18 protein-coding genes, 3 tRNA genes and 1 riboswitch are annotated in these 22,268 nt (G+C 39.9%); of the genes, 10 read left to right on the top strand and 11 right to left on the bottom strand.

Features of this window, described 5'->3' with window-relative positions:
• Nucleotides 1-44: 44 nt before the first annotated feature.
• On the bottom strand, nucleotides 45-1,877 hold the full coding sequence (locus QMG11_RS17335) for an FUSC family protein (protein ID WP_281837585.1): 1,833 nt from the start codon (nucleotides 1,875-1,877) through the stop codon (nucleotides 45-47).
• A 250-nt stretch (nucleotides 1,878-2,127) separates the two neighbouring features.
• Nucleotides 2,128-2,213, top strand: a riboswitch (cyclic di-GMP riboswitch).
• A 146-nt stretch (nucleotides 2,214-2,359) separates the two neighbouring features.
• On the opposite strand from QMG11_RS17335, the gene QMG11_RS17340 reads away from it, so the two are divergent.
• Complete coding sequence (locus QMG11_RS17340) at nucleotides 2,360-3,490, top strand: GGDEF domain-containing protein (RefSeq protein WP_281837586.1); 1,131 nt, start codon at nucleotides 2,360-2,362, stop codon at nucleotides 3,488-3,490.
• Nucleotides 3,491-3,572: 82 nt separating this feature from the next.
• On the opposite strand, the gene QMG11_RS17345 is transcribed toward QMG11_RS17340, so the two are convergent.
• The 7 genes from QMG11_RS17345 to QMG11_RS17375 all read right to left on the bottom strand — a co-directional run bounded on the left by QMG11_RS17345 (nucleotide 3,573) and on the right by QMG11_RS17375 (nucleotide 10,584).
• Entirely contained in the window at nucleotides 3,573-3,929 is a 357-nt protein-coding gene (locus tag QMG11_RS17345; RefSeq protein WP_281837587.1) for a hypothetical protein, read from the bottom strand.
• Between the two features lie 175 nt (nucleotides 3,930-4,104).
• Nucleotides 4,105-5,739: an FAD-dependent oxidoreductase gene (locus tag QMG11_RS17350; protein WP_281837588.1), complete on the bottom strand. Its 1,635-nt coding sequence runs from the start codon at nucleotides 5,737-5,739 to the stop codon at nucleotides 4,105-4,107.
• A gap of 13 nt (nucleotides 5,740-5,752) precedes the next feature.
• Nucleotides 5,753-6,808, bottom strand: a complete 1,056-nt coding sequence (gene arsB, locus QMG11_RS17355) for an ACR3 family arsenite efflux transporter (protein WP_281837589.1) — start codon at nucleotides 6,806-6,808, stop codon at nucleotides 5,753-5,755.
• Nucleotides 6,809-6,917: 109 nt separating this feature from the next.
• Nucleotides 6,918-7,238 carry an ArsR/SmtB family transcription factor gene (locus tag QMG11_RS17360; RefSeq protein WP_281837590.1) on the bottom strand — a complete coding sequence of 107 codons (321 nt, stop codon included), beginning with the start codon at nucleotides 7,236-7,238 and terminating at the stop codon, nucleotides 6,918-6,920.
• A gap of 278 nt (nucleotides 7,239-7,516) precedes the next feature.
• Complete coding sequence (locus tag QMG11_RS17365; RefSeq protein WP_281837591.1) at nucleotides 7,517-7,891, bottom strand: hypothetical protein; 375 nt, start codon at nucleotides 7,889-7,891, stop codon at nucleotides 7,517-7,519.
• Between the two features lie 123 nt (nucleotides 7,892-8,014).
• Nucleotides 8,015-8,284: a hypothetical protein gene (locus QMG11_RS17370; protein ID WP_281837592.1), complete on the bottom strand. Its 270-nt coding sequence runs from the start codon at nucleotides 8,282-8,284 to the stop codon at nucleotides 8,015-8,017.
• Nucleotides 8,285-8,616: 332 nt separating this feature from the next.
• Nucleotides 8,617-10,584: a molybdopterin-dependent oxidoreductase gene (locus tag QMG11_RS17375; protein WP_281837593.1), complete on the bottom strand. Its 1,968-nt coding sequence runs from the start codon at nucleotides 10,582-10,584 to the stop codon at nucleotides 8,617-8,619.
• A 159-nt stretch (nucleotides 10,585-10,743) separates the two neighbouring features.
• On the opposite strand from QMG11_RS17375, the gene QMG11_RS17380 reads away from it, so the two are divergent.
• The 4 genes from QMG11_RS17380 (at nucleotide 10,744) to QMG11_RS17395 (ending at nucleotide 15,872) form a co-directional block, all read left to right on the top strand.
• Nucleotides 10,744-11,169: an NADH-quinone oxidoreductase subunit NuoE family protein gene (locus QMG11_RS17380; RefSeq protein ID WP_281837594.1), complete on the top strand. Its 426-nt coding sequence runs from the start codon at nucleotides 10,744-10,746 to the stop codon at nucleotides 11,167-11,169.
• A gap of 193 nt (nucleotides 11,170-11,362) precedes the next feature.
• Complete coding sequence (locus QMG11_RS17385) at nucleotides 11,363-12,265, top strand: DMT family transporter (protein ID WP_281837595.1); 903 nt, start codon at nucleotides 11,363-11,365, stop codon at nucleotides 12,263-12,265.
• 689 nt (nucleotides 12,266-12,954) lie between these two features.
• On the top strand, nucleotides 12,955-13,857 hold the full coding sequence (locus QMG11_RS17390) for a DMT family transporter (protein WP_281837596.1): 903 nt from the start codon (nucleotides 12,955-12,957) through the stop codon (nucleotides 13,855-13,857).
• Nucleotides 13,858-13,967: 110 nt separating this feature from the next.
• On the top strand, nucleotides 13,968-15,872 hold the full coding sequence (locus tag QMG11_RS17395) for an AMP-dependent synthetase/ligase (protein ID WP_281837597.1): 1,905 nt from the start codon (nucleotides 13,968-13,970) through the stop codon (nucleotides 15,870-15,872).
• A 44-nt stretch (nucleotides 15,873-15,916) separates the two neighbouring features.
• On the opposite strand, the gene QMG11_RS17400 is transcribed toward QMG11_RS17395, so the two are convergent.
• Nucleotides 15,917-18,076, bottom strand: a complete 2,160-nt coding sequence (locus QMG11_RS17400; protein ID WP_281837598.1) for a transglycosylase domain-containing protein — start codon at nucleotides 18,074-18,076, stop codon at nucleotides 15,917-15,919.
• A gap of 138 nt (nucleotides 18,077-18,214) precedes the next feature.
• Between QMG11_RS17400 and QMG11_RS17405 the strand changes: the two genes are divergently transcribed.
• From QMG11_RS17405 to QMG11_RS17415, 3 genes are all read left to right on the top strand, one after another.
• Nucleotides 18,215-18,301 (top strand) — tRNA-Leu (locus QMG11_RS17405).
• A gap of 12 nt (nucleotides 18,302-18,313) precedes the next feature.
• Nucleotides 18,314-18,401 (top strand) — tRNA-Ser (locus tag QMG11_RS17410).
• A gap of 381 nt (nucleotides 18,402-18,782) precedes the next feature.
• Nucleotides 18,783-19,574: a histidinol-phosphatase gene (locus QMG11_RS17415; protein ID WP_281837599.1), complete on the top strand. Its 792-nt coding sequence runs from the start codon at nucleotides 18,783-18,785 to the stop codon at nucleotides 19,572-19,574.
• 174 nt (nucleotides 19,575-19,748) lie between these two features.
• Here the strand turns inward: QMG11_RS17415 and QMG11_RS17420 are convergent, their stop codons facing one another.
• Nucleotides 19,749-20,936: a phospholipase D-like domain-containing protein gene (locus tag QMG11_RS17420; protein WP_281837600.1), complete on the bottom strand. Its 1,188-nt coding sequence runs from the start codon at nucleotides 20,934-20,936 to the stop codon at nucleotides 19,749-19,751.
• Nucleotides 20,937-21,517: 581 nt separating this feature from the next.
• On the opposite strand from QMG11_RS17420, the gene QMG11_RS17425 reads away from it, so the two are divergent.
• Both QMG11_RS17425 and QMG11_RS17430 read left to right on the top strand, forming a co-directional pair.
• Nucleotides 21,518-21,605: transfer RNA gene (locus tag QMG11_RS17425), tRNA-Ser, on the top strand.
• Between the two features lie 256 nt (nucleotides 21,606-21,861).
• Nucleotides 21,862-22,077 (top strand): YgdI/YgdR family lipoprotein, encoded by a 216-nt coding sequence (locus QMG11_RS17430; RefSeq protein ID WP_281837601.1) that lies wholly within the window; start codon nucleotides 21,862-21,864, stop codon nucleotides 22,075-22,077.
• 9 nt (nucleotides 22,078-22,086) lie between these two features.
• On the opposite strand, the gene QMG11_RS17435 is transcribed toward QMG11_RS17430, so the two are convergent.
• On the bottom strand, nucleotides 22,087-22,268 hold a 182-nt coding region (locus tag QMG11_RS17435; RefSeq protein WP_281837602.1), incomplete at its 5' end, for a hypothetical protein.

Below are 22,268 nucleotides of genomic sequence, written 5' to 3' on the forward strand. Positions count from 1 at the left end.
GGATTACATCTAAAAAAGTGGAACAAAGGGAAGGAAGAAATTTGCTACTCCTTAGCTCCCTCCATAAAGTGGTTCAGGAGTTCTGAAATTTCAACTGTACTCCTCTCCTTCCACTCTAGGTCCTCTAAAATTTTATTCAGGATCAAGGATAGCTTCTCCTTTTCTCCCCTCTCAATAAAAGAGATATAAGCTTCTAGGAACTCTTCCATTATCCTGAGATCCTCAATGTGGATTTCACTAAGACTCTGGTTTTTAAACTCAGAATAGAGAAACATCAATTTATCCATAAATATCCCGGAGCCTCTTATAATTCTCTGATACTGAGTATTATCTATCTCCTTAACTCTTCTCATCAGCAGTTCCCGATACAGGTATCCCTTTAATAGAAGATCATCAATATGCTCCCTTTTTTCCTCTCTGTGGAGCCCGTCGATCCTCCTTAAAATTAAAAGGTCATTTTTAAACATGGCTATTAACCGTATCTTTATTCCCATATGCTCCCTGTCTAAAAAGAGGTACTCAGCTACAACAACAATTACTCCTGCCAAGATCGTGTAAAATCCCCTTTGGAGGTAGACGGCTTCTGGGGACAGGTATGAGATGGTCATCAATATAGTGCTCAGAGTGGTAAACATAACCATTACAGGATAGTTCACTCCCAGAAAGAAGAATGCAGGAAAAAATGAAGATATAGCCAGAACAGCCTTTAAGGTGTTTGTCTCAATTAGAGGAATTACAATGCTGGCTAAAAGGATTCCCAGAAGAGTCCCTGCTATTCTGTTAATAGTCTTTCTTCTTGTATCCTTGCTGTAGGGAAGGGTTAGTACTAGCATGGTTGTAGGCAGCCATATGGATTTTTCCAGGGAGTACTCCCTTGCCAGAAAAACTCCGAGAGTTACTACTATGGACATCTTCATTGCATATCTAAATCTTGCAGAGTGAGGATTTAAAGCCCTTTTGAGCCATAGGAAATAGTTTTTACTGCTTGGGTGATAAGGACTACTTCCAGAATCCCTTGGAGCTATCAGATCTATCTTTTTGTCCACCAATATCTTCTCTAAGGTATTTTCAAGCTCAGGATAAGCCTCGCTGGTCCCCTTGAGTTTCTTTAGGCCTTTGATGAAGGTTTCAGACCTTAGAAGCTTTTCTGAAGTGATTTTATCTCTGTTGAAGTCCCTTCTTATGCATTCTATATAGTTGTGGAGGGCTAAGGCAAAATCAAAGAGATCTCTTCCGTGGGAAGTGCTCAGAAGAGGACCATATGAACTTTTATAAAACTCACCAAGGAACTTCTGATAGGAAGCCCTTGTCTCTTCTCTTACCTTTGAGGTGTTTTTTTTACTTTTGTAGCTCATTACTTCCCCTAAAATCTTATCTAGATAATCCTCTACAAGACCCCTCATTATCTTGTCTGGATCAGCCGCCCAAAGGATCTGGGGTGTCATCACACTTAATATAATCCCAATAGAAACTCCAGCCATGTTGGTTAAAGAGCTTGCAAGGCTTTTATTTGAAAGAGAGAGGAGGTAGATAAGGAGTATGGGGCGGTGAGCCATAAAACCACCGAGGTACTCCTCAAAGGAAAAAAAGGTAACTACTCCCACGAAGAGGAAGGTTATAGTTAAGAGGGGGAAGACTCCTCCCATAGTGAGAAGGGCTAAGAGTACAGCAAGGTTGATACCCAGTATAAGCTTTACAGTACGCAGAACTACCCTCCTTCTATTAAACCCCTTGGAGGTTACAAAGTATGTATGGACAGCTCCTATGCCAGATAAAACTGCTGGAGATAGTCCCAAGGTGTAGTAAACCACAATGAAGGGAAGAAAACCGATAAAGGTAACCCTACCAGCTCTTTTTATTCGTTCTATATATAACATTTATTCTCCTTTGAAATTTTTAATATTTTATATTATACCATAAGAGATGAGGGCTTTAAATTATTTTCTTTTCTTCACAGGGAAGGATGAAGGTGAAGTCAGGAAGACTCGTCTTCTAAAAAAATTTAGAGGAGTGATTCAAATTAAGTTTTTTCCTTGGAACCTTGATAGTACACCTAGGAGGCTCAATTATGTAAAAGTTTATTGTTTTTTTAGGTATTTTCAAATATAATATCATTAAACTCAATAATTCTGAAAAAGGCAAAGCAGTGGAAATGCTGTGACGCAAAGCTAGAGGGTCTAAGTCCATTTGAGATATGACAGCCAGTTGCCAAACTTTTTTAGAGGATAGGATTCACCCCTCTTTTTTTGTTTGTCTAAATTTAGATGAAGGGAGAAGGATCAAAGAAATAGTTGATTATAGGGGAATTTAAATATGATATTGAGGAACAACTTAGGAAAAGATTAAGTAGGGAGAGCGAATGAGAAGATTAAAGATAGGGGTAAGCCTCTATATTATTGCGTTAATAACAATAACACTGGGATTCTATATGTATAACTTAGAGAGACAAAAAAATATCCTCCTTTCCGAGCTGGAGAAGGGGATTGAACTGATAGAGAGCATACTGCCAGCAGACTATCACGACAGAATATTAAGGGGGGAGGAGATCTCCCTGGCAGAGCATGAACTGCTGACTAAACAGCTGACCCTCTATGCTAACTCTGAGGGGATGAAGTATGTCTATACCATGGTTGCTACCCCACAGGAGCTTGCCTACTCAACAAGCAGTGTGCCTATGAGACAACTTAAAAATGGAGATTACGGAATATTTCTGGAAACGATAGTTCCAGAGGATGACTCCATCTATTCCATTAAAAGCAGGATCCTTCAGGGGGAGGAAGAGGATTTTACAGGGCGATACAAGGATAAGTGGGGAGAGTATAGTGCTCTCATAGTTGGAAAGAATACAGCTGATGGTAGGAGATACCTTATCGGGGCGGAATATGATTTAAATGAATACAGAAAAACAGTTCTTCTGGAAACCTTTAAGCTCTTACTTATAGACCTGTTATTTATGGTACTTGCTCTGCCCCTTATCCATCTCATCTTTCAAGAGTTTAAGCGTGAAAAGCAAATGATCAAGGAGGAGGGGATGAGGGATGAGCTCACAGGTCTCTATACACGAAAAGCCTTGGAGATGGTAGAGGTAAGGATAACCTCTAAGAAACCCACACAGTGGGCAGCGTTTTACTTTGACCTGGATGGACTGAAGAAGATAAATGATTCCAAGGGGCATAGGGCAGGGGATAGATATATTACTGATTTTAGTCAAATACTCCAAAGTACCTTTATAGGAGATGATTTTCTTTTGAGGGTAGGGGGAGATGAGTTTTTAGTGGTTGTGGATCTGGTTCATGAAGGTAACTTATCGGAAGTCTGGAAAAGGCTTCTAGATAGAAGTCGCAACTCAGATGTCTCCTTCTCGACGGGAGTAGAGCTCTTTAAAACAACCGAATTTAAAAGTTTGGACGAGATCATCAAGATTACAGACCACAGGATGTACCTGGAAAAGAAGAGGAAGTATCAGGAGGAAGGTTCCGGAAAAGATTAGAGAAGTGTGTGAATAATTAATTTAAATGAGGCCTGGGATACCCCAGGCCTCTATTGTTATTTAAAAATATGCGATAAAAATCTTAACTCAATCTACTATACATGAGCTCTAAAGCTGTGGAAGCCTCTTCCTGGACTACCTCTCCCTTTAAAGTCTCTCTAACCTTGGCATACTCTTTAGAATCGGTTCCAAATTCATGCATAAGCTCTAGTGCTGAGTAGCTGCTAACTTCCGTGTTGCCTTTTGAAGTGATACTTTTCTTAAAGGTCTCGTTAACATTGGTTTCACCACTATACATTACATCTAAAGCAGAGGTTCTGTGATCCTCTAGGGCATAAATTTTCTTTTCAAAAGTTTTTGTTTGGTTGCTTCCCTCTCCTGTAACACCTGCCATTACCAGAGTGGGAAGGATTAAGATTCCTAATAATTTCTTTTTCATAGTTCCTTCCTTATATTGAATTTAAATTAGGCCAAATCATATCACGAGTTTAACCTAAAAATCAACCTTTATTTTAAGTATTTTTAGTGTTATTTTAATAGGAAAAATTTCATGAAAAAATAAGAAAAAAGACGCTCTTAGGCGTCTCTTTTTTTCTTGAGTTTTTCTTTATTCTCTATCTCTTTTTTGTCTGAACAGCGTAGTTTTTATAGCCACCAGATAGGTTGTAGCAGTCAAACCCCAGGTTTAACATCACATTGTGAGCTGCGTTACCGGTAACTCCCTTATTGCAGTGAACTACATACTTTCTTCCTTTGTCTAGGTCCTTCCCTCTGCTTCTTAGCTCTCCCAGAGGAATATTGATTGCTCCAGGAATATGAGCAGCCTCATACTGTTTAGGAGATCTCACATCGATCACAGTGTAACTGTCCCTGTTTTCACAAAGCTCCTTAACTGTTATAATCTTATTTTTTCCATAGATGGCATTTTCCAGGATCATTCCAGTGTACATAACAGGATCCTTAGTTGTAGAAAATGGTGGAGCATAAGCCAGGTCCAGATGGAAGAACTCATCCACTGTAGCTCCGCTACTTATAAGAGCCACAAATACATCCATCCTCTTATCCACTCCATTTTCCCCAAGGATCTGAACCCCCAGAAGTTTTCCGCTTCTTCTGTCGGCTACAGCCTTTATGACCATCTCGCTGCTTCCTTCAAAGTAAGCTGTCTGGTTGGGCTTGATGTTGTGGATAACCTCTACGTCATATCCCCTCTCAAGAGCTTGCTCCTCGTTCATCCCCGTCTGAGCTACAGCCATACCAAAAACCTTGAATATGCCTGTTCCCAGGATTCCCTTAAATCTAAGGTTACCTCCAGTGATTACATCTCCACATATTCTTCCCATCTTGTTGGCTGTAGAACCCAGAGGAACATAGAGGGGTTCCCCATTTATCCTTGACCATGCCATAGCCACATCCCCCACAGCATAGATGCTGTCCACACTTGTTTCCAGCCTGTGGTTCACCTCTATGGCTCCATTGGAATAGGTTTTTACCCCTGCCTCCTGAGCCAGTTTGGAGTTTGGCTTTACACCGGTACAAACGAGAACCAGGTCTGCCTCTACTGTTCTTCCAGATCTGGTTTTAACAGCCCCCTCCTCTATCTCTGCTACCTCCTCTCCCAGGAGAAGCTTAACTCCCTTCTTAGTCAGGTAATCCTCTAGATAGACGGACATATCTTTGTCCATCTTAGTCATAGCTCTCTCTTCTTTTTCTATTACCGTAGTTTCTATCCCCAGATTTTCCAGGTTCTCCAGGAGCTCCAGTCCTATATACCCAGCTCCTACTACTACAGCCTTCTTGGGAGCTTTCTCCACAATATAATCTATTATCCTGTCAGCTGACTGAACATTCCTCAGGGTAAATACATTTTCCCTTTCGATTCCTGCAATTGGAGGAAGGAGGGGAGTGGCTCCTGTAGCTACTACCAGTTTGTCGTAGGAATCCTTAAAGACCTCCTCTGTCTCAAGGTTTTTTACCTCAATCTTCTTTTCCTTACTGTCTATGGAGAGGACCTCGTGACCGGTCTTAAGGGTCATATTAAATCTCTCCTCAAACCACTTGGGATTTCTTGGGGTGAGGTTGTCCCTTTCTATGGACTCCTCTCCTATATAGTAGGGAAGGCCGCATCCAGAGTAGCTGATATCACTATCCCTTTCATAGACGGTTATCTGGCACTCCTCATTATTTCTCCTTGCCTTAGCTGCAACAGATGTACCTGCTGCCACGGAACCGATTATTACTATCTTCATTGTATCTCTCCTCCTATGCTTTTACTTCCCTTGGAATAAAATATTTTCTTGTTGAATTAGATATTCTTACTAACATAAGCATTACAGGAACCTCCACAAGGAGTCCCACGACAGTGGCTAATGTCACCCCGGAGTCTATTCCAAATAGAGATATAGCTACAGCCACTGCAAGCTCAAAGAAGTTGCTGGCTCCTATCATTGCTCCTGGAGACGCTACCTCATGAGGCATCTTCCACTTCCTTGCCCAAAAGTATGCCACAAAGAAGATAAGGAAGGTCTGAATGGTAAGTGGTATAGAGATTAGCAGTATATCCATTGGATTGGTCAGAAGCTTCTCTCCCTGGAATGAGAATATGATTACAAGGGTAAGAAGAAGACCAGTCATTGTACTCTTGTCAAACTTCTTTATAAAGTGATTTTCCAGGTAATGGATACCCCTTCCTGCTACAACTGCCTTTCTTGTTATCCATGCTGCTCCAAGGGGAGTCACTACAAATAATACCACAGACAGAAGAAGAGTTGCATAGGGCACCGTTATATTTGATACTCCTAGAAGGAATCCTACAATGGGAACAAAGGCAACTAAAAGGATGAGATCATTTACCGCCACCTGTACCAGGGTGTATGCTGTATCCCCCTTGGTAAGCTTACTCCACACAAATACCATAGCTGTACACGGTGCTGCTCCCAGAAGGACTGCCCCGGTTACATACTCATCTGCCAGCTCTCCAGATATGAGACCTCCGAAAACTCCCTTTAGGAAGAAAACTGCAATAACATACATGGTAAAGGGCTTTATCAACCAGTTTATACTTGTGGTTATGGTTAGACCCTTTAAATTTTTTGTAGCATTAACTATGCTCTTGAAATCGATCTTCAGCATCATAGGATAGATAATCAGCCAGATTAACACAGCTATGGGCATGGATATGTTGGCGTACTCCATCCTTCCCAGTACCTCTGGGATTTTAGGCAGGTATCTTCCAACTAGTGTTCCACCTATCATACACAGTATTACCCAGAGGGTCAGATACTTTTCAAAAAAATTAATTCCCGCTTCCTTTTTCATTTTTCTCCTCCTTATATGATTAAAAAATCATATTTATTTTTAAAAAATTTATTGTTGGATTTCATTATAAATTTATATGATTAAAAAGTCATATAGCTGTCTAAAAAAATTAACAGTTGCTACATCCAGCTTTGTTCAAATCGGTTACAAAGACCTCGCCCTTGAGCCTCTCTTCTAGGATCTCTCTAATAAAGGTGTTTTCCTTTAAAAATTCCTCTGAGATCTCATAGTCTATCCACTGGGATCTCCTCTCCCCTGTGATTACTCCCGCTTTCTTCAGTTTATTCAGGTGTCTTGAAAGGTTGGACTGGTTCAGTTCCAGGATCTCCTCCAACACGCAGACACAGACCTTTCCCCTGCTATAAAGGATATTTAGTATTCTCATCCTGTTTATATCTGCAATTAACTTAAGTATCTCTATTATCTCCATCTATCCCTCCTCGTTATATGATTTTATACTCATATACTAGATCAACTTCATATTAAAGTCAACCACTTAATTGTCTTAAAATGATAAAAATTATACCCTTTAAAAGATTCAGTTCTAATAATAGATTTTTTATTCCAATTAAACACAAAAAGCTTGCATTCGATCTAAAAATCCTGTATACTTTTTTGTGGGGGCTTTAAATAAAGAATAAACTTTATTATTGGAGGTCATGTAGTAAAGTTTATTATTTGGGTTAAAAAAGCAGTAAGATGGGGGTCTTACTGCTTTTTTATTATCTCTATATAATTTTCCTTGTAGGTTTCCTTTAATCTTCTTCTTTCCCTTCTGAGCTCTTCCCTTTCATCTCGAAGGTTTTTGTATCTCTCTATGTCCTGTTCATCCTTTACCATCATACAGTGATTCATCTGACCTCTGATCTCCCTGAGCCTTCTGTTTATACCTCTCTCCCTCTCCATAAACTCCATTCTCAGGTAGGTGAGTTCCTCTCTCTGTTCATCTGTGAGTTCCATATCATCATTCATCTGCTTCATGTAGTGCCTCTTATGGTGGTTCATCATATGGTGAGACCCTGTGCTTTCAGCTGTTATATTTATAGAAAATAAAATAAAAATTATGAATATCACTCTTTTCATTCTTACACCCCCTGAATACCCTTAATCTACCTCTACTATAATATGCCATATCATTGTGACAAACCTATGACAATTATACCATATAATTAAAAAAAACCACACCTCTAAGGTGTGGTCTTAGTTCTATACTATAGTTATCTTCTCTGTTTTAGTGGCATCGACCTTAAATGAAATAAGAGGTGCGATACTAGGCTTGCAGTTGCACTTCTTCTCCACTTCAAGTTCATTGAGATAAATTGTTTCATTGTTCCTGAGTGTTTTCAACGAGCACTTTATGCAGGTTTCACCTGTAATCTCTTCACCCTTATATCCATTGATCTTTAATCTGTCTCCATGTTTTTCAATAGAAAACTTCGTATCCTTCAGTACCTTTTCAGCTATATGAATATGCATCCTTTATCTCCCTCCTATTAGTGTTTCCCCTAGATTCTTTAAGAGTATATTTCAAAAAAAAACCATTGTCAAAAATAAATTTACCTTAAAAATTAGATTTTTGAACTAAAATAAGATCAAAAATTCTAAAAAAAAACAATTGATATGATAAAAATATAATTACTTTAGATTGTTGTACACCTTTTTTAAATTTTTTTTTTAATTTTGGGGAGCAGATTAATCTACAAAGAAAAAGAGCATGCTCAGGCATGCTCTAATTTTAAAAAAAAATTATACTTTTCTGAAACAGAGAAGTAAGAGGCTCTGCCCTCTGTCTTCATAGAAGGCTCTTCCTATCCTATCTTGACAAAGGTATCGTAATAGGTAACCTGTCCCCCCATCTCTGAGCTACCATTGTAGGTCAAGAAATTTGGGTTTCCGTGCTTGTGGTTCCACCCTGCATACATGTAGACCATATCCTCTCCCAGGGTTTCATCCAGGTGGATGGTACACTCTATCCTTCCATACTTAGAGGACAGGCTTACCCTTTCCCCCTCTGTGTAGGACCTTATATTTTCTCTTCCCACATAGAGTCTGGATAATCCATCCCTTTCTCTGTAGTGCTGGCTAAAGAGGGAGTTTTTAAAGTGGGGACTTATAAGCCTCAGTGGGAACTCCTCGCTCCTCTTGAGAGAGGGGATATATATCGGGATAGGACTCTGTCCCTCCTCCTTGGCACTCTCACTGTAGATCTCGATCTTTCCGCTGGGAGTAGGGAAGGCCATATCCTCCCAGGCAACCTCTCCCCTGCTGAGGTTGATGCTCTTACTCTTTAGGTCCTCTATTGTGAGCCCCACAGGCTCAAGGATCCTTCCTATATAGGTCCTCTTATCTACCTGAGGATACTCCTCCATTCCCATCTCCAGAGCCAGCTTCTGGAAGAAAAAGTACTCGTCCATAAGCTCATCCTCTGGCTCAACTATCCTCTCATTGTAGAGAAGGTAGGGGCTGTGCATAGAGGAGTATATTATATCCTCACTCTCCAGAGTGTTGGTAGATGGGATTATAAGATCACAGTACTTGGCTGTATCTGTCATAAAGCCGTCTATACATACCTTAAACTCAATCTTTTCAAAGGCTGCTATGGATTCGTTGAGGTTTGGATACTGGTTTAGGGGATTACACTTGCTGATAAAGATAGCCTTGATGGGATCTTCAGCGGCTTCAGTCATCCTGTTTATGTAGTCCACAAACTCCGTTACCTGGAAGGTACGGGAATTTACAGAATATGTTTTACTTCCATAGGGGTCTGTATTCAGAAGGGATGGATATACCCTGTTAGAGTAGAAGACCCCTGCTCCCTCTCTTCCTATGTTTTTACTTATAGCCATGAGGGCATCTATTGCCCTGATGGAGTTTCCCCCATTGGTATACTTCTGCATTCCATATCCCAGGAAACACGATACTCCTCCCTGAACTATTATATGGGTGAGGGTCTCTACCTCCTCTTTGGAAACTCCAGTCTCCTCCAAGAGATAGTCCATGGAAAGACCCTCCAGGTACTCCCTGTACTCCTCATACCCGTGGATGTGGGCTTCTGTATATGAGGTGTCGACTCCCCTCTCCTCTATAAGGAGCTTTGTTACAGCCATGGCAAGGGCCCCGTCTGTGGAGGGGTTGGGTGAGATGTGCAGGTCAGCAGCTCTGGCTGACTCATTAACTCTGGGGTCTACTATAACCACCCTAATTCCCTTCTTCTTTGCTTGCAGTACCCTCTCATAGAGGTGGATGGAGGTGTTGTAGGGATTTCTTCCCCATAGAATGATAGTCTTTCCATTGAAGATATCATCTATATCGCTGGACCTCCTGTCTCCAAAATCGTATTTCTGTGCCTGACTTCCTGCTCCCCAGCAAGTACTTCCAGTTGTAGTAGTAATTCCTCCGTAGAAGTTGAAGAAGATATCCTCTATTCCCTTGAGAACTCCCCCAGCTCCCGATTCAGCATAGTGGATTACCGACTGGGAACCATGGGCAGCCTTTAGAGCGGTTAATTTTTCTCCAACAAGCTTAACAGCTTCCTCAAAGGTAATCTCCTTCCAATCGTCACCTACTTTGAGAAGAGGAGTTTTTATCCTGTCCTTGCTGTAGAGCCTGTCCACATGCTTTCTTCCCTTACTGCAGATAATTCCCTTGGTAAAGGCATTATCTGTACTTCCCATTATCTTTGTTACCCTTTTCCCCTTTCTATACACATCAAACTTACACAGGTCGTAGCAGTCCAGTGAGCAGCTGTGAGTAAATTTTTTTGTAAGTTTTTTCATTTCTTCCCCCCTGATAACCTAAAATTTCATAAAATATTTTATTATATTCTCACCCTCATATCAAGGAGGATTTTCTTTTTACCTCATTAAAGAGATGGATATATTCCCCCTTATACTGTAGAATAACAGTCAAAGAAGAACTATAAGGAGATATTATATATGTTTAAGGAGATAGAAAAATATATAGAGGATCTGGAGGATCCCAGGGAGGATATCTTAGAGATCCTTCTGGCTGCCCAGGGCTACTACGGTAAGCTAACTAATGAAGCCATAGAGTATATAGGAAAGCTATGCAACATGAGTACAGAGGAGATAAGGGAGACCATAGAGTTCTTTCCCTTCCTCATAGGAGACAGAAAAAGAATAGAGGTATGTAAGGGGTTTAACTGCTCCATAAAGGGGGCAGATCATATAGAGGAGCTTCTCTTTAAAGAGGACACCGAGGACAGGATCGACCTCATAGAGACCCCGTGCAGGGGAAGGTGTAAAACGGCCCCCAATATCTGGATAGACGACATTCACTATCCAGAGGTTGACCTGGAGAAGCTGGAAAAGATCATAGAGGAGGTGCTGAAGCTGAGATAGGTTCCTATGTAAACCCTGTTTAACCTAGTATTTATAAGGAGTGTTAAGAGTTTGCAGCCTTTTATTTAAAGGGTATATCATCTATATACCTTCGATTATTATTTTGAATAGTAGATACCATTATTTCCGTTGATTATTTCCTCTCTTAGCAGTAAAATATCTTGCTATAAAAAATAATCAAAGGAGGTAAAAAATGGAATTAATGGGTTATGGTCTTGCACTTCTGGCAGGGGTAACTTGGGGAACACTTGGAATAACATCATACTATCTTAAACTTACTGGAATCGGGGTATTTGAAGTGGCCTTTTTAAGGCTGTTTTTTGCCTTCTTGGCTATGCTTACATTTTTCTTTATCAGGAACAGGGAGATGCTGAAGCTTTCAAAGGTGGGAGTAAAACACTCCATCTTAATTGGGACGATCAGCCAGGGGCTTACTAGTCTTGCTCTCTATAAGTGTATCTCCATGACCTCTACCACTGTAGGGGTTATAATGGTGTGTCTGGGTCCTCTCTTTACAGCTATCCTCTCCAGGATCATCTTCAAGGAGGAGTTTACTCTCTTTAAGGGCTTGGCCCTTACACTGGCTTTCTATGGATGTTTCCTCGTGGTTACCGGTGGAGATCTGAGTATCTTAAATACCAATAAGCTGGGACTGGGAGTGGGGCTTGTATCTGGAATAGCCTATGGTTTCTTTCCCATCCTCTCAAAGAGGGTTCCAGTTGAATGCAATACCCTGGGAATACTTATGTACAGCTTCCTGGTGGGATCTATCTTTATGATTCCCTTTACGAACTTTGGAGCACTATTTACATTCTTTAGCTGGAAGCTTCTTCTTCTAGCTGTTATTCTCGGCCTTGTACCAACTGTGCTTTCCTACGGGTTCTATTCAGCTGCAATAAGGTATACTACACCTACCAAGGCTGGGATAGTTGCCCTGATTGAGATCCCTGTTACTGCTATAATCGGAAACTTCTTTTTAGGGGAGTATTTAACTACAATAAATGTAGTTGGAATAGCGGTCCTCCTCTGTGGAACCATCATATCCAAGGGGGAATTCCCTTTAGTAAGAAGAAGGGTAGTTCATTCAAAGGCTTAGATAATTTTTAAAAGCTCCTCCGGGAGCTTTTTTTGTTAGGTAAAGTATAGAATTTATAGAAAAATTACGTGAAGCAACTAGTGCTCCCAGTGATTATTGGGATGCTACGTCACGCTGTTTTTTGTTGCATAAAGAAGAAGATCACATATTAGGTGTAAGATCTGAAGGGCGATATTTTGATTAAGGAAGGGATTAGATTTATAGAGAGCTTTTATAGCTACCCCTACTGTAGCTGAATAATAATTGAGAGTAAAAATACCATTAAAAGCTTCCCCAAGGGGAGCTTTTTTATTGATTTACAGGAAAAAAATCAGATGAAGAGGGGAGGCTTACCTAGGGAGAGGGTGCTAATTATCCTCGAAAATAGCCTTACAAACCCATGAATAGAGGTTGAACTTAAGAAAAACTTAAGAAAATCATTTGTTCATCCTATAGGAAATGAAGTCTCATAAAACTCTGTAAAAGTATTGAATGTACACTTATTAAAGCTTTAATATTATTTACGATCATACATTGAGGTGATATATTTTTAGAATATAAAATATATATTTGATTTTCGTGGTTTTATTAAGTTTTTGAATAATTGATCTCCTTATTTTCGTTGCTTATTTACCCTTTTGAAAGTATAATGTCTTGCCATAAAAAAGTAATGAAAAATATTAAAAAAATAATACTGAGGAGGTAAAAAAATGGAATTAATGGGTTATGGTCTTGCACTTTTAGCAGGAACAACTTGGGGTACACTGGGAATAACATCATACTATCTAAAACTTACAGGAGTCGGGACATTTGAAGTGGCCTTCTTAAGGCTGTTTTTTGCCTTTTTAGCTATGTTTGTATTCTTTAGTTTTAAAGACAGGAGTGTTCTGAAGATCTCCAAGGAGGAGTTGAAGCACACTACACTTATCGGAATCATCAGTCAGGGGATCAGTAGTTTAGCTCTCTATAAGTGCATGTCTATGACTTCTACCACTGTAGGGGTTATCATGGTGTGTCTGGGACCACTTTTTACAACTATACTATCTAGGATTATCTTCAAGGAGGAGTTTACCTTCCTTAAGGGACTTGCTCTTACTATAGCTTTCTACGGGTGTTTTCTTGTAGTTACAGGGGGAGATATAGGAGTATTAAACAGCAACAGTACAGGACTTGGAATAGGTCTTATATCTGGAATGGCCTTTGGAGCCTTCCCTGTATTTTCCAAAAGAGTACCTGTAGAGTGCAATTCCCTTGGAATATTAATGTATAGCTTTCTAGTGGGATCTGTCTTCCTTATTCCCTTCATGAGTTTTGGAGTGATCTTCACATACTTCAGCTGGAAGCTTCTTCTGGTGGCTGTTGTACTGGGAGTTATTCCTACAGCACTATCCTATGGTTTCCTATCAGCAGCTGTAAGGTATATCGCTCCTGCCAAGGCTGGAATTATAGCTCTAGTTGAGATCCCTGTTACTGCTATTATAGGTAACTTCTTTATGGGAGAGTACCTTGGGCTTATCAATGTAGTGGGAATTATTGTTCTTCTTGTTGGGACCGCCATATCCAAGGTAGAACTGCCATCTATTAGAAGAGATCCAGAACTTCAAAAGATATAGAAAGACTTTAAAAGCTTCCTCTGGGAAGCTTTTTTTTATTTTCTTCTAAAAGGATACCTCCCACTCAAGGGTAATAATTAGTTATGAAAACTACTTCAGGGAGGAATGGGATGAAGAGGAAAACCATTATACACTTATTTGAGGAGAGTGTGAAAAGATATAGAGACAATATATTGGTGTGGGAAAAGCAAGGAGGAGAATATAGGGGGATCACCTACAGAGAGGTCTCACGTCTTGTGATGAAGTTTGCCGGTGGCCTTATGGATATGGGGATAGAGACGGGAGAAACCATATCCATTGTATCTGAGGGGAGATCCCAGTGGATTATCACGGAGCTTGGTATCCTCTATGCCGGTGCAGTAAGTGTTCCCATTTCAACTAAGATAGATGAGCTTCCAGATCTCATAGGGCGTCTGAAGCACGCCCAGTGTACCACCATAGTGGTTTCCAAAAATCACCTGAAAAAGATCCTTGCTATCAAGGATAAGCTTCCCCACCTGAAAAGAATAATACATCTGGATACTATAGAGACGGCAGAAAGAGAGATCACTTCAATAGATGAGGTCTATAGAAGGGGAGAGGTATATCTCTCTGTGAGTTCAGCTGCTTTACTTATGAGAAGTGAACAGGTAGGAGAGGAGGACCCCGCAAGTATATGCTATACCTCGGGAACCTCTGGAAACCCCAAGGGAATAGTTCTTACCCATAAAAACTATATAACCAATGTGGAGCAGTCCTCAGCAGTTATCTCAATACCAGAGTGGTATACCTCTCTTCTCATACTTCCGTGGGATCACTCCTTTGCTCATACAGCAGGGATATATACCCTTATGAAAAACGGAGCCAGTATAGCCTCTGTGGAGGTGGGGGAGACGAAGATGGAGACCCTGAAGAACATCCCCAAGAATATAAGGGAGATAAAACCAGTTTTTCTACTTACCGTTCCCTCCCTTGTCCAGAACTTCAAAAAAAACATTGAAAGATCTATAGAGGCCAGGGGAAGACTAACGAAGGTTGTCTTTAATATAGCTCTTGCCATATCCTGCTACTATAGAGATAGTAGCTCTAACAAAACTTCCATAGGAAAGTTTCTTGTTAAACCCCTCTATACCCTCTTTGACAGGACAATCTTCAGTAGGATAAGGGAGGGATTTGGGGGAAGGCTTAAGTTTTTTATAGGAGGAGGATCCCTTCTTAGTCTGGAGATGCAGACCTTCTTCTCAGCCATAGGCCTTCCCATCTATCAGGGGTATGGCCTTACAGAGGCAGCTCCCGTAATCTCTGCCAATGCTCCCGGGAGATTCAAGCTGGGATCATCGGGAATTCCTGTAAAGGATATGGAGATAAAGATTTGCAGTGAGGAGGGAGTGAGTCTTCCTCCAGGGGAGAGGGGGGAGATATGTGTCAGGGGAGAAAATGTAATGAAGGGTTACTGGAGGGATCCAGATTCAACCAGGGAGGTCATAAGGGAAGAGTGGCTCCACACAGGGGATCTTGGATATCTGGATGGAGAGGGGTTTCTCTATGTATTGGGGCGGAAGAAAACCCTTCTCATAGGAGATGATGGGGAAAAATACAGTCCCGAGGGGATAGAGGAAACCATTTGTTCCTCCTCCCCACTTATCTCTCAAATGATACTCTACAATAATCAGTCTTCCTATACAGTAGCTCTCATCGTTCTGGATTCCTACCAGGTGAAAGAACTGTTAAAGAGAAAGAAGCTCACTCTTGGAGATGAGAGGGGGCAGCGTCTGATTATCAAGGTTATAGAGGAGGAGATCAAAAGATACAGGTATGGAGACCGGAAGGGGACCTTTCCCTCCAGATGGCTTCCCTCAGCTTTTAGCCTCCTAGAAGAGGGGTTTACAGAGGAAAATGGGCTCTTAAACTCAACCCTCAAGATAGTCCGTCTAAAGATTCTTCGGACCTATAAGGAAAAGCTAGAGTTTATGTACACCTCCAAGGGAAAAGACATCTACAACAGTGAAAACCTAAAGTGCATATCCAGACTGTAAATAAAAAAAGAGTTTCGCCCTAAGGACGAAACTCTTTTTGTTTTTTATCTGTCGAATAACTCATTGAATACATCGTTGGAGTCTCTGAGCCTCTTATCTGTTTCGATATTCTCAAGCTCCTCTGGAGATATCCTATCCAGGATCATCTCCTCTCTTCTAAAGAACTTTTCAAGTCCCTGGGAGTACTTTGAGTTTTCCTCCACAGGAAGCTGCCACCTCTTAAAGAGTGCTTTCCTTACAAAGGAAGATGTGTTGTCTGAGATAAGACCAGATCTAGAATCGATCTTCTTCTCCACCAGATCTCCGTTTTTAAGGTGCTCCTCTATAAAGGTGAACTTTCCAGGAAGATAGATATCCTCATCTACCATCTTCTGGTAGTACTGCCCCCAAAGGGGAGCTCCAATACTTCCTCCAGTTGCCTTTTCCATTGAGGTATTGTCATCCTTACCTACATAGAGAACTGTAACTAGGTTCGGAGTGATTCCAGCAAACCAGGCTGTTCTGAACTCATTGGTTGTTCCTGTCTTACCACCCTGCTCTATATACTTTCCGTCCTTACCCTTTACTCTGGCATTTCTACCGGAACCATATGTCACTACATCCTTCATCATATGAACTATAAGGGAAACATCCTCGCTCTCAAAGACCTTCTCCCTCTTTATAGGGTTTTCATAGATAACCTTTCCGTATCTGTCCTCTATCCTGGTTATAAACACAGGATCCACCTTGTATCCTCCATTGGAGAATGGCAGGTAGGCAGTAGCCAGATCATATGGTGAAAGATCCATAGTTCCAAGGGCTGTTGTAAGGTTGTTTGGAATATTCATCTTTACTCCAGTGGAATCCACCACTTTCTTTACATTCTTAATTCCTATCTCCTGGAGAACCTTAATGGCCACTATATTTATAGAACGCTCCATACCTTCCAGGATGGTAAAGTTCTTTCTAAACTGCTTACCGTAGTTTCTAGGCTCCCATGTTCCATACTTTACCTTGCTGTCCTCTACCACATAGTTCATAGGATACCCCATCTGCAGAGCAGTAAAGTATACAAAGGGCTTAAAGGCCGATCCCGGCTGTCTCTTGGCCATTATAGCTCTGTTGAAGTTTCCCTCCTTGAAGTCCCTTCCTCCGATGATACTCTTTATATGACCATTGCTGGAATCCATGGTGATCATAGCTCCCTCTAGGTCCTTATTGTCCTTAAATGCCTTGTACTCCCTGAAGGTCTCCTGGGCAGCCTTCTGCATCTGAAGATCCAGAGTGGTATATACCTTTAGTCCTCCTTCATATACAAGGTTCTCATCATACATACTAAAGATCTGCTTCTGAACTATATCTGTAAAGTCTGGGGTTCTGAGCTTTCTCTGGCTTCTTTGATTGAGCACCACACTTGTTCCTAGGTCTGAGATATAGTCCTCTGGAAGATCCTTTTCATTTATAAAGTTATGGGCAAGAGCTTTATCCAGCTCCTCCTTCCCTATAAATCCAAACTTATACATTTGATTTAATATAAGCGTCTCCCTCTTTATAGCATTATTAAGCCTTGTTCTGGGATTATAGAGGTTAGGCCTGTTTGGAATTCCTGCAAGCATAGCTGCTTCAGCAAGGTTTAACTCACTAACGTCCTTTCCGAAGAAGGACTGGGCTGCAGTTTTAATCCCATAGGCTCCTGAACCGAAGTATATCTCATTTAGGTACTTCTGCAGGATCTCCTCCTTGGTATACTTTCTCTCTATCTCAATAGTTATAAGAGCTTCCTTAACCTTTCTCATAAGCCTCTTTTCATGGGATAAGAAGGCGTTTTTAGCCAGCTGCTGGGTAAGAGTACTTCCACCCTGGGCCGATCTTCCCTGACTGATATTTACCATGGCCGCCTTAAGAAGTCTTATGGGATCCAGACCATAGTGGGAGTAGAATCTTCTGTCCTCTATGGCAACAAAAGCATTCTTTACATGGGCAGGAATCTCCTCTGCACCGGCTTCCTCCCTTATCTCTCTGTAGATCAAGTCAATTACCTCACCGTTACTGTCGTAGATAACTGTAGGTACCGAAGCATTGTAGTCCTCCACCAGCCTCTCTACGTCTGGCAGGCTCTGATAGGCTTTGTGAATTAAAAAGCCTGTGCCCGCCCCTCCAGCTAAAACCACTAACAATACCAGCATAGACAGGTATTTTAAAGCTTTTTTTAAAGTTATTTTCATTACTTCAACCTCATTATTTTTATTTTAATATCTGTTGCATATTTTAACATAAAAAAAGTTGTGGCACAAACCTTGGAGATTATTTATTTTTTTGTTGACAAAACTTCTGGAATAAGCTATATTATTAAGGTAACGAAAGCCTGGGTGGCGGAATTGGTAGACGCAGCGGACTCAAAATCCGCCGGACTTCGGTCTATATGGGTTCAAGTCCCATCCTAGGTACCAGGAAAAAAATATGGTGGGGTGACCGAGTGGCTAAGGAGCACGCCTGGAACGCGTGTAGAGCGTAAAAGCTTCGAGGGTTCAAATCCCTCCCTCATCGCCATAATGAACGTACAAGGAATCTTAGGATTCCTTTTTTTAATATTTGCGTCTCAGACCCTAAAAGAACAACGCAATACTGGTCAAGTCTGGAGGGGGAATATCGACGTAGATTTAATCAGTTCGTACCTTGTTGCGAGGATAATAGGGCACTCAACCATGGAAATGATTAAAGAGATATGTTAATATGGAGAACAAGAGCCTTAGAGACACCATAGAAGGGTTGGGAGTATAGATAAGTTTTTGAAGTGATCTCTTAAGGGTCATCTATATATGAATCGTTAACTTGCCACAAATAAAATTAGAATAAGTGTAAGAAAGAACCCTAAGAGAAACAAAATATAGTGGGGTAGTAACTTTGCCCGAGAGCTAAGGAGGAGAATCATTGAAGAAAACAAATTATCATACCCACCATTATAGGTGTAAGCACGCAGAGGGAAAAATAGCAGATTATGTGAGATTTGCTGTGGAAAGAGGGATGAGCGAACTGGGAATGAGCTGCCATGTACCTTATAAAGATGGCAGATTATCCTGGGACAGGATGGATTATTCAGATCTTCCAGAATACTTCCAAGAGGTAGACCAGGTAAGGGAAACTTTCAAGGATATAAAACTATTGAAGGGCTTAGAGTGCGAATACTTTGAAGACTCCCACGATTACTATCTGAAGTTAAAAGAGAAAACAGACTATCTCATATTAGGCCACCACTATCTTTTTAAAGAGGAGGGAGAGATAGTTGGTTCCCTTTCCTTACTCCACGAGGAAGAGCTATTCCTGTACAGAGACCGTGTGGTAAAGGGTATAGAAAGCGGTATATTCGACTTCCTAGCCCATCCTGATTTATTTATGGCCAGCTATCCACAGTGGGACGAGCACTGTGAAATAGTAACAGAGGACATACTGGCCTCGTGTAGAAAACACAACATGCCCATAGAATATAATGCCAATGGTCTGAGATATGACAACACTAGAGACTATCCCAATGATAATTTCTGGAAGTATGTATCGGATAACTACAGGGATATAGAGGTAATCGTAAATTCAGATGCCCATTCCCCAGAGGCTTTAGATGATGAATTCGTGAAAGCTGCTAAAGACAGAGTAAAAGAGATGAACCTTAATCATATAGAACTACTTCAAATAAAGCCACCACAGAAGGATAGGAAGTATAGATAAGTTTCTTAAACGACACCTGAAAGGATGTTCTTTATATTTGACTTGTTAACTTGCTACATCATAAGATAGATCTTTTCAATTGAGTTCTTGAACCAAAGGTGGAGAGGTCGATTTATTTCATAAAACTTAATGTAAAAAAGACTGGATTTACCAGTCTTTTAAATTTTAATTGATTTATGCATCTTCGTCATAGAATATACAGTCCAAAAGTGCAGCTCGATTATTCCAGATTCTTTTATCTTTATCTTTAACTCTTTCCTTGGCAGACCACCACAATGAATCTTGAATCCTAGTAATAAGTTCATCCCAGTACTCATTATAAGATAATGAGGATTTTATTCCAAAGTCTTTACACATAGAGACTCTGTTCCGTGTATCAATACATACAAAGATATCTGGTCTTTTCATAGCGAGCAATCTAGTGACAGTTGCTATGCCGTCTCCTCCTTCAGGAAAAGCTTTTTTATATACAGTAATAAAGTCTAAATAATTACTTTTAGAAATATCACCTTCTAAAGGAATATAATCTAACGCTTCAGATATGAATTTATTATTGTTATGAATTCTATTTTTAAAACGTCCAGCTCCTATCATACTACCAAACCATCCCCAATTATCGTGCACACCATCTGGAAGCCCTGCAATTAACTTTCTTATATTAGTAGGTATATCAGAAAACTTTTTATATTTTAAGAAGCTCTCTCTCATTATTCTGAGTAAGTATAAACGTTCATCTATGCTATGATAGGGGTCTATTTTTACTCTTTCAACATAATCTTTCCAATGAGTTTTCATAATTTCACTTTTTAATACAGGTTTTTTTACTTGAGAAGACCCATAGTTGCCAGAAAGCTTATCCCTATGAGATTTATTTTTACGCCATAGACCTTTATAACCAGTAAGGTAATCTGAGGTTATTGTTTCACCTTGTTTGAAGTAACCCTCTATATTTTCTAAAAGTTTTTTAACTAAGTGATTGTCTGTGTCTGATTCGTGAGATATATGAATATTTAGTTCACTATTTTTTGTAAAAGCTGCATTTGTTAGATTGGCACTTCCAATAATAGCATCCCACTTTTCATCTGTGGAAAAAAAATATACCTTGGGGTGGAAAACTCCATCTGTCCAAGGGTGCATTTTAATGTCTTTACTCTCAACAAAAGCTTCTAAAAATTCGGGATCAGTCTGATAGAAATGAATTCCTATGGTAGAGGTTTTTAATTTATGTTTATTAGCAATGAGGGTTTCAAAAATTTTGGTTTTTGCAGAGGCCCAAGCAACCGAGATTCTTATTTCACTATGCTTTTTTATAAGCTTAAGTAAAAGGGTTTCTAATGTATTATTATTACTGATTATTTTCATAAAATGCCTCCTTAATTCTTTAAAAGAATATAGCATTTTAGTTACTAGTTTCCTTCTTAAGTAATAACATGTATTTATTTTTAGTATTGGTAAGTTTGGAATTATTATGAATAAAATAAGTAGCTATTTACCATCATTTTAGTAACATTGACTTAAGAAATAAGGTATATTTAGTTAGTGACATACATAAAAACTCAGAGGGGAATAGCCATGGATTTAAAAGAGATTAGAGAAGAGCTACAAAGTAAGAAATAAACTATGAATGGTGTGAGGTTATCATCTCAATTCTGTTGCCCTATGGTAAGTTAATGGTACATGAGCTGTTAAGTGTAATTACTTTTCCCTGTATTATTGGTCGCAGGAGACGATATTTAGTTTAAAAAGTCAATGTTCTATTTCCATCTCTTTAATAAATATGTTATAATATTTACAAACGAGTAATCTGGCGTTATTGTGATGATGAAATCACCAGCAGGTACCATAAAGCAAGGGATGAAAGACCAATAAGAAGAATTTCTCAAAATCCGCCGGACTTCCGTCTATATGGGTTCAAGTCTCGTCCTAGGTACCAGGAAAGATATGGTGGGGTGACCGAGTGGCTAAGGAGCACGCCTGGAACGCGTGTAGAGCGTAAAAGCTTCGAGGGTTCAAATCCCTCCCTCATCGCCATAATAAACTTACAGAGAGATGAAGAGTCTCTCTTTTTTGTTAAGTTTACAGATATCCACCGGGAAATGACCTTTGGGGTGGTTAGTCAAGCAGGTATTGATAAGTTTAGTCTAGCTCCTGGAAAGAGAATGTGAATTCTATTATGAGGTTAGGTTCTTTTAAGAAGAGACATCTATTTTTAAAAAAATTTAAGTTAAAAATTCCGGGGAATTCTGGTACTATTTTATGTAGAGTGTTATAAGGTAGGAGGTTTAAAATGAGATTAAAGAGTATTGCAGCTGTAGTCTTTCTTGCTGGAGTTCTTGTGGGATGTTCAAGTCCGCAGAGAATCACCCTTAAAGACAATACAGTTATAGAGGCAAGGGATGAGGTCAAGTACAATAAGAGAACTGGGTTCTATGAGTATGAAGATATCAGAGGAAAGAAGAATCAGATAAATTCAGATTCTATCCTTATGATCGAAGAGATGTAAAAATTATAATTAAGTCTGGAAGGGTTTGATCCTAAAAACTCCCGGACTTTTTTTATTATCAAGAAATAGGCTGTTGCAAAAGTATTGTATAATTTTCAATATTGCAATGGCCTTTTCTATTGTAAATAATAATATCTTTAAACTAACATTAAAAAACTTCCTGCTTAGCCCTCTAACTCTATGATTATCAA

The sequence above is a fragment of the Propionigenium maris DSM 9537 genome (genome assembly GCF_027925155.1).
In the GTDB taxonomy this organism is placed as follows: Bacteria; Fusobacteriota; Fusobacteriia; order Fusobacteriales; family Fusobacteriaceae; genus Propionigenium; species Propionigenium maris.